The sequence below is a fragment of the Coleofasciculus sp. FACHB-1120 genome, assembly GCF_014698845.1.
Lineage (GTDB): Bacteria > Cyanobacteriota > Cyanobacteriia > Cyanobacteriales > FACHB-T130 > FACHB-T130.
The window spans coordinates 98880-113432 of the sequence record NZ_JACJTV010000015.1 but is presented as its reverse complement, the minus strand read 5'-3'; the positions used below and the strand labels follow the sequence as shown (position 1 = coordinate 113432).

General features: G+C 49.1%; 9 protein-coding genes. 7 read left to right on the top strand and 2 right to left on the bottom strand.

What is annotated here, in order from left to right; genetic code table 11:
- Positions 1-396 precede the first annotated feature (396 nt).
- From H6H02_RS15360 to H6H02_RS15350, 3 genes are all read left to right on the top strand, one after another.
- Complete coding sequence (locus tag H6H02_RS15360) at positions 397-1806, top strand: DICT sensory domain-containing protein (protein ID WP_190819211.1); 1410 nt, start codon at positions 397-399, stop codon at positions 1804-1806.
- Entirely contained in the window at positions 1742-2371 is a 630-nt protein-coding gene (rnc, locus tag H6H02_RS15355; RefSeq protein ID WP_190819268.1) for a ribonuclease III, read from the top strand. Before H6H02_RS15360 ends, rnc begins: the two co-directional genes overlap by 65 nt.
- An 89-nt stretch (positions 2372-2460) precedes the next feature.
- Entirely contained in the window at positions 2461-3540 is a 1080-nt protein-coding gene (locus H6H02_RS15350; protein ID WP_190819209.1) for a Gfo/Idh/MocA family oxidoreductase, read from the top strand.
- Positions 3541-3689: 149 nt separating this feature from the next.
- On the opposite strand, the gene H6H02_RS15345 is transcribed toward H6H02_RS15350, so the two are convergent.
- Positions 3690-5861, bottom strand: a complete 2172-nt coding sequence (locus H6H02_RS15345) for an ATP-binding protein (protein WP_190819206.1) — start codon at positions 5859-5861, stop codon at positions 3690-3692.
- A gap of 266 nt (positions 5862-6127) precedes the next feature.
- Here H6H02_RS15345 and H6H02_RS15340 point away from each other — a divergent pair, with 266 nt between their 5' ends.
- The 3 genes from H6H02_RS15340 to H6H02_RS15330 all read left to right on the top strand — a co-directional run bounded on the left by H6H02_RS15340 (position 6128) and on the right by H6H02_RS15330 (position 12535).
- A complete protein-coding gene (locus H6H02_RS15340; RefSeq protein WP_190819204.1) occupies positions 6128-6820 on the top strand; it encodes a RibD family protein in 693 nt (230 codons plus the stop codon).
- Positions 6821-7357: 537 nt separating this feature from the next.
- On the top strand, positions 7358-9526 hold the full coding sequence (locus H6H02_RS15335) for an iron uptake porin (RefSeq protein ID WP_347342616.1): 2169 nt from the start codon (positions 7358-7360) through the stop codon (positions 9524-9526).
- 468 nt (positions 9527-9994) lie between these two features.
- The gene (locus H6H02_RS15330) at positions 9995-12535 is read left to right on the top strand and encodes a hypothetical protein (RefSeq protein ID WP_190819202.1); all 2541 of its coding nucleotides are present in this window, start codon (positions 9995-9997) and stop codon (positions 12533-12535) included.
- Positions 12536-12759: 224 nt separating this feature from the next.
- Here H6H02_RS15330 and pgeF read toward each other — a convergent pair whose 3' ends face one another.
- Positions 12760-13611 carry a peptidoglycan editing factor PgeF gene (gene pgeF, locus H6H02_RS15325; RefSeq protein ID WP_347342615.1) on the bottom strand — a complete coding sequence of 284 codons (852 nt, stop codon included), beginning with the start codon at positions 13609-13611 and terminating at the stop codon, positions 12760-12762.
- 38 nt (positions 13612-13649) lie between these two features.
- Here pgeF and H6H02_RS15320 point away from each other — a divergent pair, with 38 nt between their 5' ends.
- Entirely contained in the window at positions 13650-14477 is an 828-nt protein-coding gene (locus tag H6H02_RS15320; RefSeq protein WP_190819200.1) for a biotin--[acetyl-CoA-carboxylase] ligase, read from the top strand.
- Positions 14478-14553 lie beyond the last annotated feature (76 nt).

Below are 14553 nucleotides of genomic sequence, written 5' to 3'. Positions count from 1 at the left end.
GGTGAGTCTAGGTTGAGAGACTCTCTAGGTCAACTGGCGTCTGAAAGAATCTGAAAGAATTAGGTAAACTGAGCGATCGCCAATCGAGTCTACCCAGCAAATCGATTTCACTACAGTCTCAGCGAAGCGTTGTTGTCAGCGCGATCGCCATCGTCTTGCAGAGAATGGCAGAATGATCGGCTCAAAAAGTAATCACTTTCGCAGGATAAATCAATCTAAATTTATATATTCAGTGACGCAAGTTCATCTAAAAATGAACTCGTTTTTCTCTTGATGCAGGTACAAAAGTCAAGACTTCAAGAAATTTCGCATAGCCACCCGTAACATTTAGCGGTAATCTGTCTGCCAGAAGCGATATTTACACGATTTTGAACTCTTGTTAGTCAGGGTGGCTTAGTGGACATATCATTGTTCCGCTCGATTGCGAACCAATACCAAGAATTGCGGGGTATTCACACGATCGCAACGATGAACGTTATCGGCGATCTGCTTGAAGATCAGTTACTCAACCACAAACTTCCGGTTGATTTGTTTGCTGGCTTCCAGCGTTTCTCTCACTTCCTCGAACATCTCCGTCGATATAGTTACCTAGGTGAGGTATGTCGGCGGGTATTTATCTTTGGTGTTCCCGACGTTCATCCCCCCGAAATTCCGGGAATCGAATTTATTGGGCTTGAGCCTAACTCAGCCTTGTCCAGGGAACGGTTTTGGCTGGTTGATACCCCCGATTTCTGGACAGCGGTATTGACTCAAGCAGTGGAAGGATCAGAACGCAACACTAGTAATCAAAGCTTTGATGGGCTGTGGTCTTACGATGAAGAGGTAGTGGGGCGGGTTTCATTGCTGATGTCCCAAGTCATGGGGACGTTTTACCAGCCGATCCGAAAGCGAAACTACGTTCAGCAAAGTGCCCACATTGCCGAAATTAATGGACGCCTGCTGGGACGGCTCAAAGAATCCGAACTCACGAGTCACCGCCGTTGGGTGCAGCTTTCTACCTTGCATAAATTTGCCACCGCGCTGTCGCAGTATCAACCTTTGCCTTGTATATTGCGAGATGCGGTGCAGATATTATTTACCAATTTTGGTGCCGCCGATGCCGTCATCGCCCTCAACTTGAACAATGACAACTTTATGGTGGTTTCCGCAGCAGGAAACATCAGCACCAATAAACCAATTGTCGGCATTAGCGATGGAGCTAGCGGCAAAGCAATCAGTGAGGGTAGATTGATTTATGTTGAGGATGTGCGCCAGAATGGTTTGATGGAACCCCTGATGCCTACAGCTCAAACGCTAATGGCAGCACCACTGCAAGGCCGTCGTCGCGTTTACGGTGTCGTGACTGTTGGTGGTAGAGAGCCGAAGCAATGGACTGAGGAAGACGGTCAGACTGTGATGGCGATCGCTAAAATGCTGGCGGTACTTATCGAACAGAAGACCCAGCTCAGCGGTGATATCGTGTTACAACTCAGACGTGCCAAACACTTAGAGCAGACAATCTCCAAGTTGCGTCAACCCATCGCTCGCCTGCGTGATTTGCAGCAAAAACTCCGGGAAGAAGTTCACCTCTTACCGATTCAACGAGAACTGATGGCTCAGGTCGAGGCACTGTTTAGTGATGTGGCAACAATGATTGGGGTTCCCCTAAGTCCAACGCATTCTAATGAATCTCAGCTATCCTCCTCGTCAAAAGCAGCTGCAAAGTCTGATCCAAAAGTTAGGGCTTCCACAGCAGGTACCAGTGCAGTGGTCACTCCTCGACTTAGCGCTCACCCACCCCACAATTTCGACAACAGCGAACTATGAGCAATTGGAGTTCCTAGGGGATGCGGTAGTGCGGATGGCGGCGTCTGAATTTTTATGGGAAGTGTATCCTGATTGTTCTGTGGGTGAATTTTCGGCAATTCGGAAAGTGCTGGTGAGCGATCGCACCTTAGCTGGGATTGCAGATAGTTACGGACTGGATCGCTACTTGTTAATTTCTGAAAGTGCAGCAGGTGACAAAGCAGGTCTTACCTCGCGGTTAGCAGACGCCTTTGAAGCGGTGTTGGGTGCCCTTTACCTAAGTACGCATACCTTAGAACTGGTGCGTCCTTGGCTAGATTCTCACTTTAAAAAACTGGCATCCGAAATTCGGACTGACCCAGCCTACCAAAATTACAAAGACGCCCTCCAAGAATGGACGCAAGGTCATCACCAAATGCTGCCAGAATATCGCGTCACGGAAACCAGACGATTTCACGGCGATCCTGAGCGTTTTACCGCCGAGGTTTGGCTGCAAGGGCGTCGATTGGGTCAAGGCAAGGGACATTCTAAAAAAGCTGCTGAACAAGCTGCGGCAAGGGAAGCTTTTTTAGCCATTAGCAATTAGCCTAGTTCATGGCTAATTGAAGACTGGTTAATGGCGAATGACAAAGAACAATTAGCCAGTCTTCAATGAACAACGAACAATAAACGACGATGAAAACTGGAATTGCTGTGTTGGGGGCTGGGCGCTGGGGTGTACATCTAGTGCGGAATTTTCTAGAGCATCCTCAATCCCGCCTGGTCGCGGTCTTGGACCCGAACCTGGAGCGCCTGGAGGCACTTCGAGAGCGGTTTAAGCTAGATGATAGCGTGCTGTTAACAACCGAATGGTCTCAGGTGCAGCAGATGTCGGAAGTCGAGGCAGTTGCGATCGCGACCCCAGCCACGACGCACTACACCTTGATCGCCGATGCTCTCCGGCAAGGCTATCATGTCTTATCAGAAAAACCTCTCACCCTCGATCCGGCTGAATCCTTGGAGCTGTGCCGATTAGCAGAACAACAACACCGGCAACTCTTCGTAGACCACACCTATTTGTTTCACCCAGCAGTTGAACGCGGCAAAACCGCAATCCAATCTGGAATTCTCGGAGATTTGCGCTATGGCTACGCCACCCGTACCCACTTAAGCCCTGTGCGCCAGGATGTTGACGCACTCTGGGACTTAGCCATCCACGACATTAATATTTTCAACAATTGGCTTCAGGCAACGCCAACTCAGGTGCAAGCTAGCGGCACCGTCTTTTTGCACCAAGAAGCCAGAATGAAAGATGAAGTCAATTCTCACACTCCTCCCTCACCCCAGATTCTTCATCCTTTAAGAGACCTTGTTTGGGCGACACTCACCTACCCCAGTGGCTTTCAAGCCTTCATTCATCTGTGCTGGTTGAATCCTGATAAACAGCGTCGCCTGTGCGTCGTCGGGAGTGAGGGAACCTTGATTTTTGATGAGTTACAAGCAGCACCGCTAACCATTCAGCATGGACGCTTTGAAAATACCAGTGCTGGCCCTTATACTCCCGTCAATCAAAGCCAGGAAGTATTGAACATAGAACCAGGCGAACCTTTAGGGCGAGTTTGCGATCGCTTTTTGAGCTGTATCCACCAAAACCAATCTTCAGAGATTTCTTCGGGATGGGTGGGTGCCCAGCTGGTACAGATTCTTAGATGTCTGAGCGAATCTTTACAACAGGGAGGGCTTACGATTACAGTTCCCCAGTCAATAAAAAATTAAAGATTCTTCAATTTTTCCTCTTTCAAGGCGAGGGCGAACTTTTACTTCTCCCGGTCAACGACGCATCGATCCCACATTCCGTAGGTTTTGGGATAGATGCATCGTTGACGGGGAAGGGGTTCTATTTCGTAGTGAACAGAAGCCTAATTTTAATTTTTTGACGCATTAGAAGACTCAAGAGTTGGCAACACCGAACTATCAATCATCGGCACAGCAATCTCCACGGTCGTGCCCAGACCAGCTCCCGCACTCGATAGCGTAATGCTACCTCCCATCAGTCCCATTAAATTCCGAGAAATCGCTAGCCCCAGACCTGTACCGCCAAATTTTCGGGTCGTCGTGCCATCAATCATCACAAAGGGGCGAAAGAGTTTGTGCTGTTGATGCGGGTCAATGCCAATCCCCGTATCGTGAACGGTTACTACAACACGAGCAGAAGGCACGAGACGCTCTTTGAGAGAGTTCCCAGTTCCTGCCAGAAGAGTTTGAGAAAGGTTAGAAGCTCCATTCGAGACGCTAGAGGCAGATTCTTCTCTGACTTCTTGCCCATTGCCCATAGATGCCGCAGCCTGGATTTTTGTTTTTTCTTCATTACTCACTGTCGCGGCTTGAGTGACCCCATTCGATGCATGGGAGCTAGGCGGGATAGAACTACCCACTGCCTGTTCTTTGCCATGACTGGTCTCTATGCGAGTGGTAATCGTGATACTGCCTTTTTCAGTAAATTTAGCCGCGTTGCCAACCACATTTAGCAGCACCTGCTTGAGTTTTGCAGGGTCAGTACGGACACAAATTGATTCTGGCAAATTTGGGGTATTAAACTGCAAACCTTTTTGCTGAATCGAAACAGCCTGTAAATCAATGACTTCCTTAAGCAACTTTCGCAGATCGACTGGCTCTAGGACGACGGAAAGCTTACCGGCTTCAATTTTGGCAATATCCAGAACGTCATTAATGATTCCTAGGAGGTGAATTGCTGCATCATCCGCTCGCTGCAAGAAATCCATCTCTTCTTCGCGGTCATCGCAGCAGTCATCTCGTACTAGGCGAATGCAACCAATGATTGCATTTAAGGGAGTTCTTAATTCGTGGGAAGTATTTGCTAGAAACTCATTTTTCAACTGATTTGCTGCTTGTGCTTCTTTCCAGGCTGTTTCGATTTCTTCTGCCCACGCTTTCAGTCGCTCCACCATATTATCGAGTGCTTCCGATAATTGATTGAATTCCCGAATTTTGAAGTTGTGAGGAACCGGATCTGTAGAGTGAAAGTGTCCTTTTGACCCAGCGTAGTCTCTCAATTTCTCCAATGGCAGCGCCAGTTCGCGAGAGATATACAGCGTTGCCAGTAGGCTAGCGGCGATTAATCCAAATGTCAGATTCACTAGCACCTGTCGAATTTCTTTTAGACCTGATAGGGCACTATCTAAGCGAGTAACCGCGAAAATAACCCATTGGCGATTCGGCTGGTTGCTAATCGGGCTGGGAATCGGGGTATACCCTGCGAGTAATTCCACACCGTTTTTCTCGAAAGAAAATAAGTGCAGAAAATCATTTCTACCCGCGATCGCGTTTTTCATTACCGTTTCGAGTCGTTCTCCATCTGCTTCCTGCTTAATATTTCTTCCAACTCGCTGGGTAATGGGATGCGCCAAAATGGTTCCATCCTGGTCAATCACCACTGGATAGCCAGTTAGAGATCCTGGTTTGGCACGCTCTTGTTTCAAGAGAGCTGATTGGACACTCAGGGCATAACGCAGAGAGCCTGTGCTGTCATAAACAGGCGCACTGAAAATTAATTTGAGTTGGCTTTTCGGGCTGGGTTGATTCTCTTTTACGGGTGAATTGGACGGGGAAGTTCCTGGCAGCAGCGAATTCACCTGCACATTGGAAGTGTCTAACAGGAATTTGTTTTGCTGCTGAGGCCACTGGTTTGCATCTAGCGTACTAATGGGTTCCTCTCCACACGTACTCGCAGCAATCGTTCCCGACTCCACATTGATGAGTTGAATGCATTGGACTTGCGTCGGTAATTGTTGGGCGAGTTGGTTTAAAAATTTTTGATGAGCTTCGGGCGATCCCGATTGCAGCACGACAGCTTCACTTGCGGTCACTAAGTTGCTAGAGAGGGCTTTAATTGACTCGTTCATGCTCTCTCCTTTTCTCACTGCACTTTCGGTGAGATTTTGGCGAGCGGTCTCCAGTATGCTAGATCGTGCTTTTCTGTAGGTTACATACACCCCCATCAGCAGTACCGGGACGCTCAAAAGCAAGATGCGTGACAGCAGGATGCGACGGAAGGAGGATTGACCCGGCTTAGCCATAGGACTTCTCTAATTTGAGGTGTAAAACCCAATAGCAAGAATTATCAATGAATCACCCCATTACGGTGGGGGTATTGATTAGCCTACTTTTTTCTGGGTTAATCGTGCTTGGTAGACCGATACTGTTTGACAGATCCATTCCATCCTAGAACGGTTCCAGATCCTCGTATACTCAGGAAAGGTTGACTTTGTGCAATCTCTACACTATTTCCTGTAATATAAGCAATTCTTAAACTTTAATTAAATGTTTTGAGCGACCAGCAGCAATGACGGGATTTGTCTGGAGACGACCTTCTACAACCGTTGTTTTGGCGATGAGTGCCGATGGCAAGATTGCCGATACTCGTCGCGATCGCGCTCGATTCTCGTCTCCAGGGGATCTGGCGCACCTAGAGAAACAAATTGCCCAAGCGGATGGAGTTTTATTTGGTGCGGGGACTCTCCGCGCCTACGGTACGACGCTGAGCGTCACGAATCCCGATTTACTGCGCTGGCGACAACAGGCAGGGCGATCGCTCCAACCCGTCCATATTGTTTGCTCTCAATCCGCCAATCTCGATCTGCAATGGCGCTTTTTTCGTCAACCTGTACCTCGATGGTTACTGACAGGAGAGGCGGGTGACAAGCGCTGGCAAGGATGCTCAGAATTTGAGCGGGTTCTAAAAGTGGAGGCGACGACACAGGGAATTAGCTGGATTGCTGCGTTTCAACAATTCTATGAGCTAGGTTTAGAACATCTAGCTGTCTTGGGGGGCGGAGAACTCGTAGGTGCTTTGATGGCGGCTGATTTGATCGATGAATTCTGGCTCACGGTTTGTCCGCTAATTTTAGGAGGAGCGACCGCACCAACGCCAGTAGAAGGGTCTGGATTTTTGGCAGATTTTGCACCTCGGCTGGAACTGTTGTCAGTTGAGTCGATTGAGCAAGAAGTTTTTTTACACTACCGGCGGCAACGTTAGTTGAATGTGGCAATTGTAGATGGAAGTTAAGAATTATTTGCACTATCTTCTGTTGCCCTTCCAAAACAACAATGACGTTGGAAACCGACCGGATACTAATTGTTAGGATTTATAAACTAAGTTGAAGCAACAAGAAGCGATTGCTCCGGTTTTGGCTCTGCTCAAGCGTGCGATCGCTTATCTCAGATGACCTTGAGTAATTAGACTCACAGTATCCAGCCTCTGTGTAGGTCTGACACAGAAATCTCCTGGAATCGACCCATTTAAGGGGATTTCAAGGGATCTAGGCTTCAATCTTTCAGTGCATAAGTCCTCTGTGGAGAAAAATCGCTTCTCGGTTAATATCTGGGAGCGTTTTTTTAGTCAGTGATTCTAAACAAGAAAGAAACTTAGCCGGGAACTTTCCTTCTGGGTAAACGTCCTCTGGCAACCTCAATCCCTAGCGAATGAAAAGCGATCTAAAGCATTAGTAGCGACTGGCACAATATTGTTGTAGAATTTCAGCAAATATGGTGTGTTTTGAGGAGTTTTAGACCCGTGAAATCCCAGTGGAGAATAGAGAAAACAGCATCCTCAGCGCTAGTGTTTACAGCCTTTGGCTTGCTAGCAGTTAGCCTCTCCCCGGCGATGGCAGCCACCGATATCGACCCGACCACAGCTGCTGAGGCAGTCCAGTCTTCAACCCAGGGATTCTCGACATCTACAGATTTAGCAACGGGAACGGATGTAACCGAGGCAAAACCAACAGCAAATTCGCTGGCGGTAGCTGCATCCGAGGGAACACTCGCATCGGCGAATGTGTTGCCAGAAATAAAAGCATCGCTTTCCGAACCAGCAGCAAGTTCGCCCACCGTAGCGGCAACTCAAGAATCTGCCACTGCGGCAAATTTAACGCCCCTAACTGAAACAAGCCAGTTGCAACCGGCAGCTAGCTTACCAAAATTTTCGACATCTACTTCGACATCCACAAAGTCTCCCATTTTATCTGCTAGCCGTCGCAGCTTGGATGCCTCTTCCGCTGCATCTGCGGAAACAAAAGAGGTTCGCACTCTTGTAGACGCAGCAACTGTTAGCAATCCCAACACCCTGCAAGCTCAAGCGCTGCCCTCTGAAGAGTCTAGCGAACAAGTGCTACCAGCGGGCGATCCTTTGGAAATGGGAAATCCAGAGGACATGGAAGCCAACCCATTGGATCAAGTCACCAATGTTTCCCAGCTCAGCGATGTGGAACCGAGCGATTGGGCTTATGAAGCATTGCGAAGTCTTGTAGAGCGTTACGGCTGTATCGCAGGGTATCCCGATGGTACTTTTCGCGGCAACCGGGCACTCAGCCGCTATGAATTTGCCGCAGGCGTGAATGCCTGTCTCCAGCAAATTGAGAAATTAATTGCCGCTAGTTCGGCTGATGCCGCTACCGAAGCAGATTTAGAAACCCTGCGACGACTCGTTGATGAGTTTGGTCCGGAACTGGCGACTCTGCGGACGCGGGTAGATAACCTGGAAGGTCGGACTGCCTTCTTGGAAAGCCATCAGTTCTCCACTACGACGAAGCTATTCGGGCAGGCAGTCGTCGGCGTTCAGGGACGCAATGAGAATGAATTTGAGTTATTCCTGAACCGAAAATCAACTGGGAACCGATTGGAAGACCCGAATACAAATCCCAATGTCATTAGCAACGTCCAGTTGAGTTTGTTCACCCAGTTCAGTCCTCGCAGCCTGCTGCTGACTGGATTGCAAGCGGGTTCTGGAAATACGGGACCTCGTTTGCTCAACAACGACATGGTCTTCTTGGGATATGAAGGAGACACTGGGAACGACATTGTACTGAGCGACCTAACTTATCGTCAGTTAATCGGTAATAACTTTGCCTTCATCATCGGACCGGAAGGGGTTAACCCAGTGAACGTTTTCCGGGGAGCAAACCGCGTAGAAAGTGCTGGTCAAGGGCCGCTTTCCCGCTTTGCTCAACGCAACCCGATTATTAACACCGGGGGGCGCGGAGGCTTAGGCTTTGACTGGCAAGTCAATCCACGCATTAGCTTACAAGGCGTCTATTCTGCCAGCAGACCCGCAGATGCTTTTCGTGGAGGTATCGGCGGTGGACAAGATGGAGAAACCGCCGCTGGTTTGCAGTTAGTCGTATCGCCCCTAGATACGCTTGATATTGGTCTGCAATATGTCAACTCCTACTCTCCGTTTGGAAGATTGGGGACTGGCGTTGGCGATGATTTGGTTCTCCTCCCGACTCCGGCAGGCAGAGGGCCAATTAATACGAATGCTTTTGGTGCCAGTTTAGAATTCCGAGCAACGCCCAACATTACAATTGGCGGTTGGGGCGGCTACACAACTTCTGACGCGCAAGGAATATCAGGCAATGTAGAGACATTCAACTGGATGGCTTACCTCAATTTCCCCGATCTGCTTGGTGAAGGCAACCTCGGCGGTATTTATGTCGGTCAGCCGCCCAAAATTACCAGTAGTGACCTGCCAATTGGAAGGAACTACCCTAACTTTATTAGTGAGGGTGGCTTTGGAGAAGAAGGCGGTCAGCCAGGAAGTACAACTCACGTAGAAGCTTTCTACCGCTTCCGGGTTTCTGACAATATTACGGTCACACCAGGGGTGATGGTATTGTTTAATCCGCTTCACAACCAGGACAACGACACAATCACAATTGGTGCTATCCGAACCACTTTTACTTTCTAAAAGTGGGCTGAAAAATAGCGATCGCTTTATCAGGGAGATTCCTTCGGGGATCTCCCTGACTACTTTATAAAAACATTACAAATAACTTCGTAAGTAATTTCAACGCAAACCTCGCAGCAGCCGAAAATAAAACGATTTTTTAAGTGTATTTACGTATATAAAACTAGTAAATAAGTTTACAAAAACTTTGCAAAACCCTGGGAACTTGCTAAGAAACCAGACAGTCATTTAGACAAACAAGGGCACAAGCAAAGCCAAGCAAGTATGACCCAGTTCTACTTAATGCTGGTCACACTTGCCCTAATGCTTATTCAATCAGGATGCTGTTATTACTCTCTTCTAATACTTCTAGTTCTGAGCATGCTCAGGATGAATGCTGAAGAAACTTATGATCCCCTGTTGACTATCGAATTGAGCTAGATTCTGTTACTTACCCTGTCCTCTTTTACTCACTGATGGAGTCCTAACATGATTGCGAAATCAACCAAGTATGCTGTTTGTTTCGGTATCGCTGGAGGCTTAGCGATCGCTCTGGCTCCCACAGCTCACGCCCAGACGACGACTGCTGCTCCTACGACTTCCACTACAAGCACTCAATCTCAGTCGATCTCGATCACAGGCGGTATGTTAGGAGGGCAAGCTGCCTTCTTTTCACCTTTACAGTCACAGACCACTACCGGAACTACTGGTGGTACAAGTAGCCCGGTTTTGTTTGACGCTGCCGTTACCACACTGCAACTGCAAACGACTTCCGGAAACACCAGCGCAGCTCGCTTCGTACCGCAGGCAGCAGACTTCAAAGATGTCGGTACTGGAAATGTTGGTCGTCCTGGAAAAGATGACAAAGGTACCTTCATCGGTACCCTATCAGGTCTAGCCTTCACTTCTCAAGGCGCGGCTGTTCCCTTCTCGAACATCCCCACGAAACTAGAATTTACTCTGAATTCCTTTGCAAGCAGCGCCTTTTTAGGCGGTTCGCTGATTGCTCCTAAGGATACGGGTTCGGCTCCGCTACTTTTCCTGCCGGTTGCAAACGTCAAACTATCTACTCAGTCTGAAGCTAACTACACCGCCAAATCTGGGGTTTTAGAAGTTGGTAATTTTGAGGGCAAACTCACTGCGGGCAATATTGGTTTGCCGACATCCCTGAAGTTCAATGGAGGCGGCGCTGTTACTCTTCCTCCGTCTACTAGCTTGGGGCAAAAGACAAAATTTGAGCTGGAAGGGGCAGGATTCGGAACCTTAAGCAGCACTTTTTCCGATCAACCCACAACTCAAAGCTCCACAACTGGCGGCACCGGCACAACCGGCGGCACCGGCACAACCGGCGGCACCGGCACATCTGGCGGCACCGGCACAACCGGCGGAACTACTACAAACGCAACCGCTCCCACTTCAACGGGTGACACTACAACCACAACTGCAACCGGCGGCACGACGGGTGACACCACAACCACAACTGCAACCGGCGGCACGACGGGTGACACCACAACCACAACTGCAACCGGCGGCACGACGGGTGACACCACAACCACAACCGATAGCGACGACTCAACAAGCAGCCAAATTACAAGCGCTAGTGGCACTGCCGACGCACAAACCTTTAGCAGCACTAACAAAGTAGCCTTCAGCAGCAATAATGCTCAAACCAAATTCAAGATTGAAGGTGATAGCAGCCAGGGCGGTCAAAAATTCAAGATTGAGGGTACCGGGGTTGGCACAGATATTAAACTCGGTGGTACCACTAAGCTTGAGCTGACAAATCCTAGCTCTTTTAGTAATTCTGCAATCAAGTTCAAAGTTAAAGGCGAAGGGAACGGCATCACCACGATAAATGGCAACACCACGGTTGGCTATTTGAGCGATAACAGCAAAACCCAGTTTGAATTTGGGCAAGAAGGATCGAATGCTTTCAAACTCAAAGGTGAAAGTCAAGGTCGTACCCAATTCACTGTTGGTGCAGTTGCCAGCCAATTAGGTGGAACGAGTGGAGGTGGATACGATGTTTCCAGTAACGCTGGCTCCTACTACAGCAGCAGCACCTACTACTCGAGTGGCGCAGGCGCAAATGCTAGCCAAAACACAGGCTTTGGTTCTAAAACAAGCTTGAGCTACAACGCCACCTTCCAAAATGGTAGTAACTTCGACAGCGTTATCAACAACTCTAGCGGCAGCTTCAGCGGTGGCAGCGGCGGCACCAGCGGCGGCACTAGCGGCGGAGGTAGCTTCGGCGGTAGCACAGGTGGCAGCACAGGTGGCAGCACAGGTGGCAGCACAGGTGGCAGCACAGGTGGCAGCACAGGTGGCAGCACAGGTGGCAGCACAGGTGGTAGCGCTAACACAACCGTCACCATTTACAGCAACACAACCTTCAACCTAATCTCCCTGTCTAATTCCTTCATCCAGAGTTCTAATACGGTCTACAACGTTGCTTCCACGTCTAGTGGCCCTGTTGGCGTCTTTGTGGAGAAAGGTCGTAGCAAGGAAAGATTGCTGGTTGTGCGCCAAAATAGCCGAGGTCTAGCTCGCGGTACCTACAAACAGAAGAAAGGTCGGGCAGTCGCAGCCTATAAGCAAGTAGGACCAGAAAGCCGTTTGTTTGGCGGTATGATGGGTCTCCGTCAGATTTCGACCGAGCAGGTTTCTAATGTCGAAGGTGACGCTGGCGCTGAAGAAACTTCTACCACAACGGAAACTCAAGGCACGACTCAGACTGCTCCCTCAACTGTTGCACCGGGTGAGCCAGCTCCTACAAACACCTCTGAGGATGACGACACCAACACATCGACTCCTGAAGCCGATGATGATGGTGATGATGATGGTGATGATGATGGTGATGATGATGCCGAAACATCAGCTCCTGAAGCCGATGACGATGGCGATGATGAAGGCGATGACGATGGCGATGATGATGACGCCAGCACATCGACTACTTCTCCAACCACAGGTGGTACAGAGGGCTTAAATGGTATCCCATCCGATACAACAGCCCCTGCTACTCAACAATAGTTACAGCTCAAACAGATGGCGATCGCTATCTGTTTGAAGACAAACGTTTAACTCACTCCTGAAAACAGGGAAATAGACCAACACAAGGATCTCTAGTTTGAGTTAAACAAATCGTTTAGCGATCGCCTCCAATTCATGACTTGGAGGCGATTTTTTTGTAGATATCCACAAACAACAAAGAGGCGCACGTTGAAAGTGCGCCCCTCCTGAAGTGATAAAGCAGCTTATCTACTCACAATCCCTGACCACTGGACTTTTTTCAGTTTGTCCCGCCGGTAAGAGAAGAAATAGTCTGGTTCTTGGTAGGTGCAGTGAGGCGCGATCGCTATCTGTTCGTTAGAAATTCCTAGTTGTTCGAGTTGCAACTGATTGACTCGCCGCACATCCAGTCGTACCCGTCCTGGTTGCGAATCTTCTAATAACGGTGAATGTGGTAACTGTTGCAAGGCATCAATAATGGATTCTGTATCTTGCTGTGGATCTTTATCTGGTACGATGCTAGCCCCAACTTCAGATGCCACATTCACAGACACCTGATAGACATCACCCGCGATCGCGGGACCCATCGCAATCAGTAGATTTTGGATTTGACTCCCAGAAGCGAGGAAACGAGCGATCGCTTGGGGAACAATCCGGGTAGCCGTGCCGCGCCAACCCGCATGAATCGCTGCCACCTGTCCCGTCTGCTGGTCGGCAATTAAAACTGGAGTGCAATCCGCACTGCACACCCACACTGCCTGCTGAGCCTGCTGGCTCACAATCCCATCAGCAGGGGGTAGGGAATCGCCCGCCTCTGGTACCTCGTTGATTGCCGCTTCTATTTCTGATGGCGTTATTACAGTATTGCCATGCACCTGTTTCACGCGATACACCTTAGCATCCGGGTGTAAAACACTGACTAATTCTGCCGGAGAACGGGGCGAAGATTGTTGGGTGAAAAATCCGTGAGACCAGCGTTCGAGCAAACTACAAGTTAGATAGGGCAATCCTTCCCAAGTCCGCCAGTGCCAGGTATTTATCGAAGTTTGTGATTCTCCTGCGCCCAGGTTCAAATTGGTGCGGGAAAGCATCGCCATTCGGAACTCCTGAAATATCGGTGACATTATGCTAACTTATGCTACGAATTAATTTGTTAGCAACCGTGGCATTCGATCGGCATTGTCTGGAAGCCTTCTTAGGGGATGTTTCTCTACCGCTTTCTTTCCATATCTTTGAGACTTTACCTTCCACCAATCAAACCCTTTGGGAACTGCTCGACCAAGGAGCAACACCGGGAACTGTTGTCATTGCCCTTCAACAAACTGCTGGGCGGGGTCAGTGGGGACGCCAGTGGCAATCCAGCACAGGTGGACTTTACCTATCTATCGCCCTAGCTCCCGATTTAGTCGCAACTAATAGCGCCCATTTGACTCTATGCAGCGCCTGGGGAATTACTACCGCATTGCGGAGTTACGGCATTCCAGCGTTGATTAAATGGCCGAATGACCTAATCTTGTGCAAACGCAAATTAGGAGGCATTCTCACCGAAACGAGAGTGCAACAAGGACGGATTACCAAAGCAGTCGTAGGTGTGGGAATCAATTGGGCGAATCTAGTCCCGGAAACTGGCATCAATCTGGAATCCTTTTTGGAGCAGCAGCCAATCGAAGCGAATGCCCTAGGCACAGCGATCGCTAACGCCTTGGAAAGATTAGCGGCAATAACGTTGCAGGGCATTTTATCCGGATATCGACACGTTTCCCTAGAAGGAATAGACGCCCTACTTCCCGCTTACGTGGAGCTTCTCAGTTGCAGAGGGCGTTCTGTCATCGTAGATGGACGTTCTGGAGTTATTGTGGGTGTCGCATCCACCGGCGAACTTCAAGTCCGCTTGAACTCTTTAGGAGCTGCCGAGGAAATCTGCCTCCAGCCCGGTACAATCAGTCTTGGCTACGATCAGTAATTTTACATAAGCTCTGGAAGTGAAAATGGATGGGGTAAACGACAATAAGCATGTCTTTACACCAAAAACACTAGCC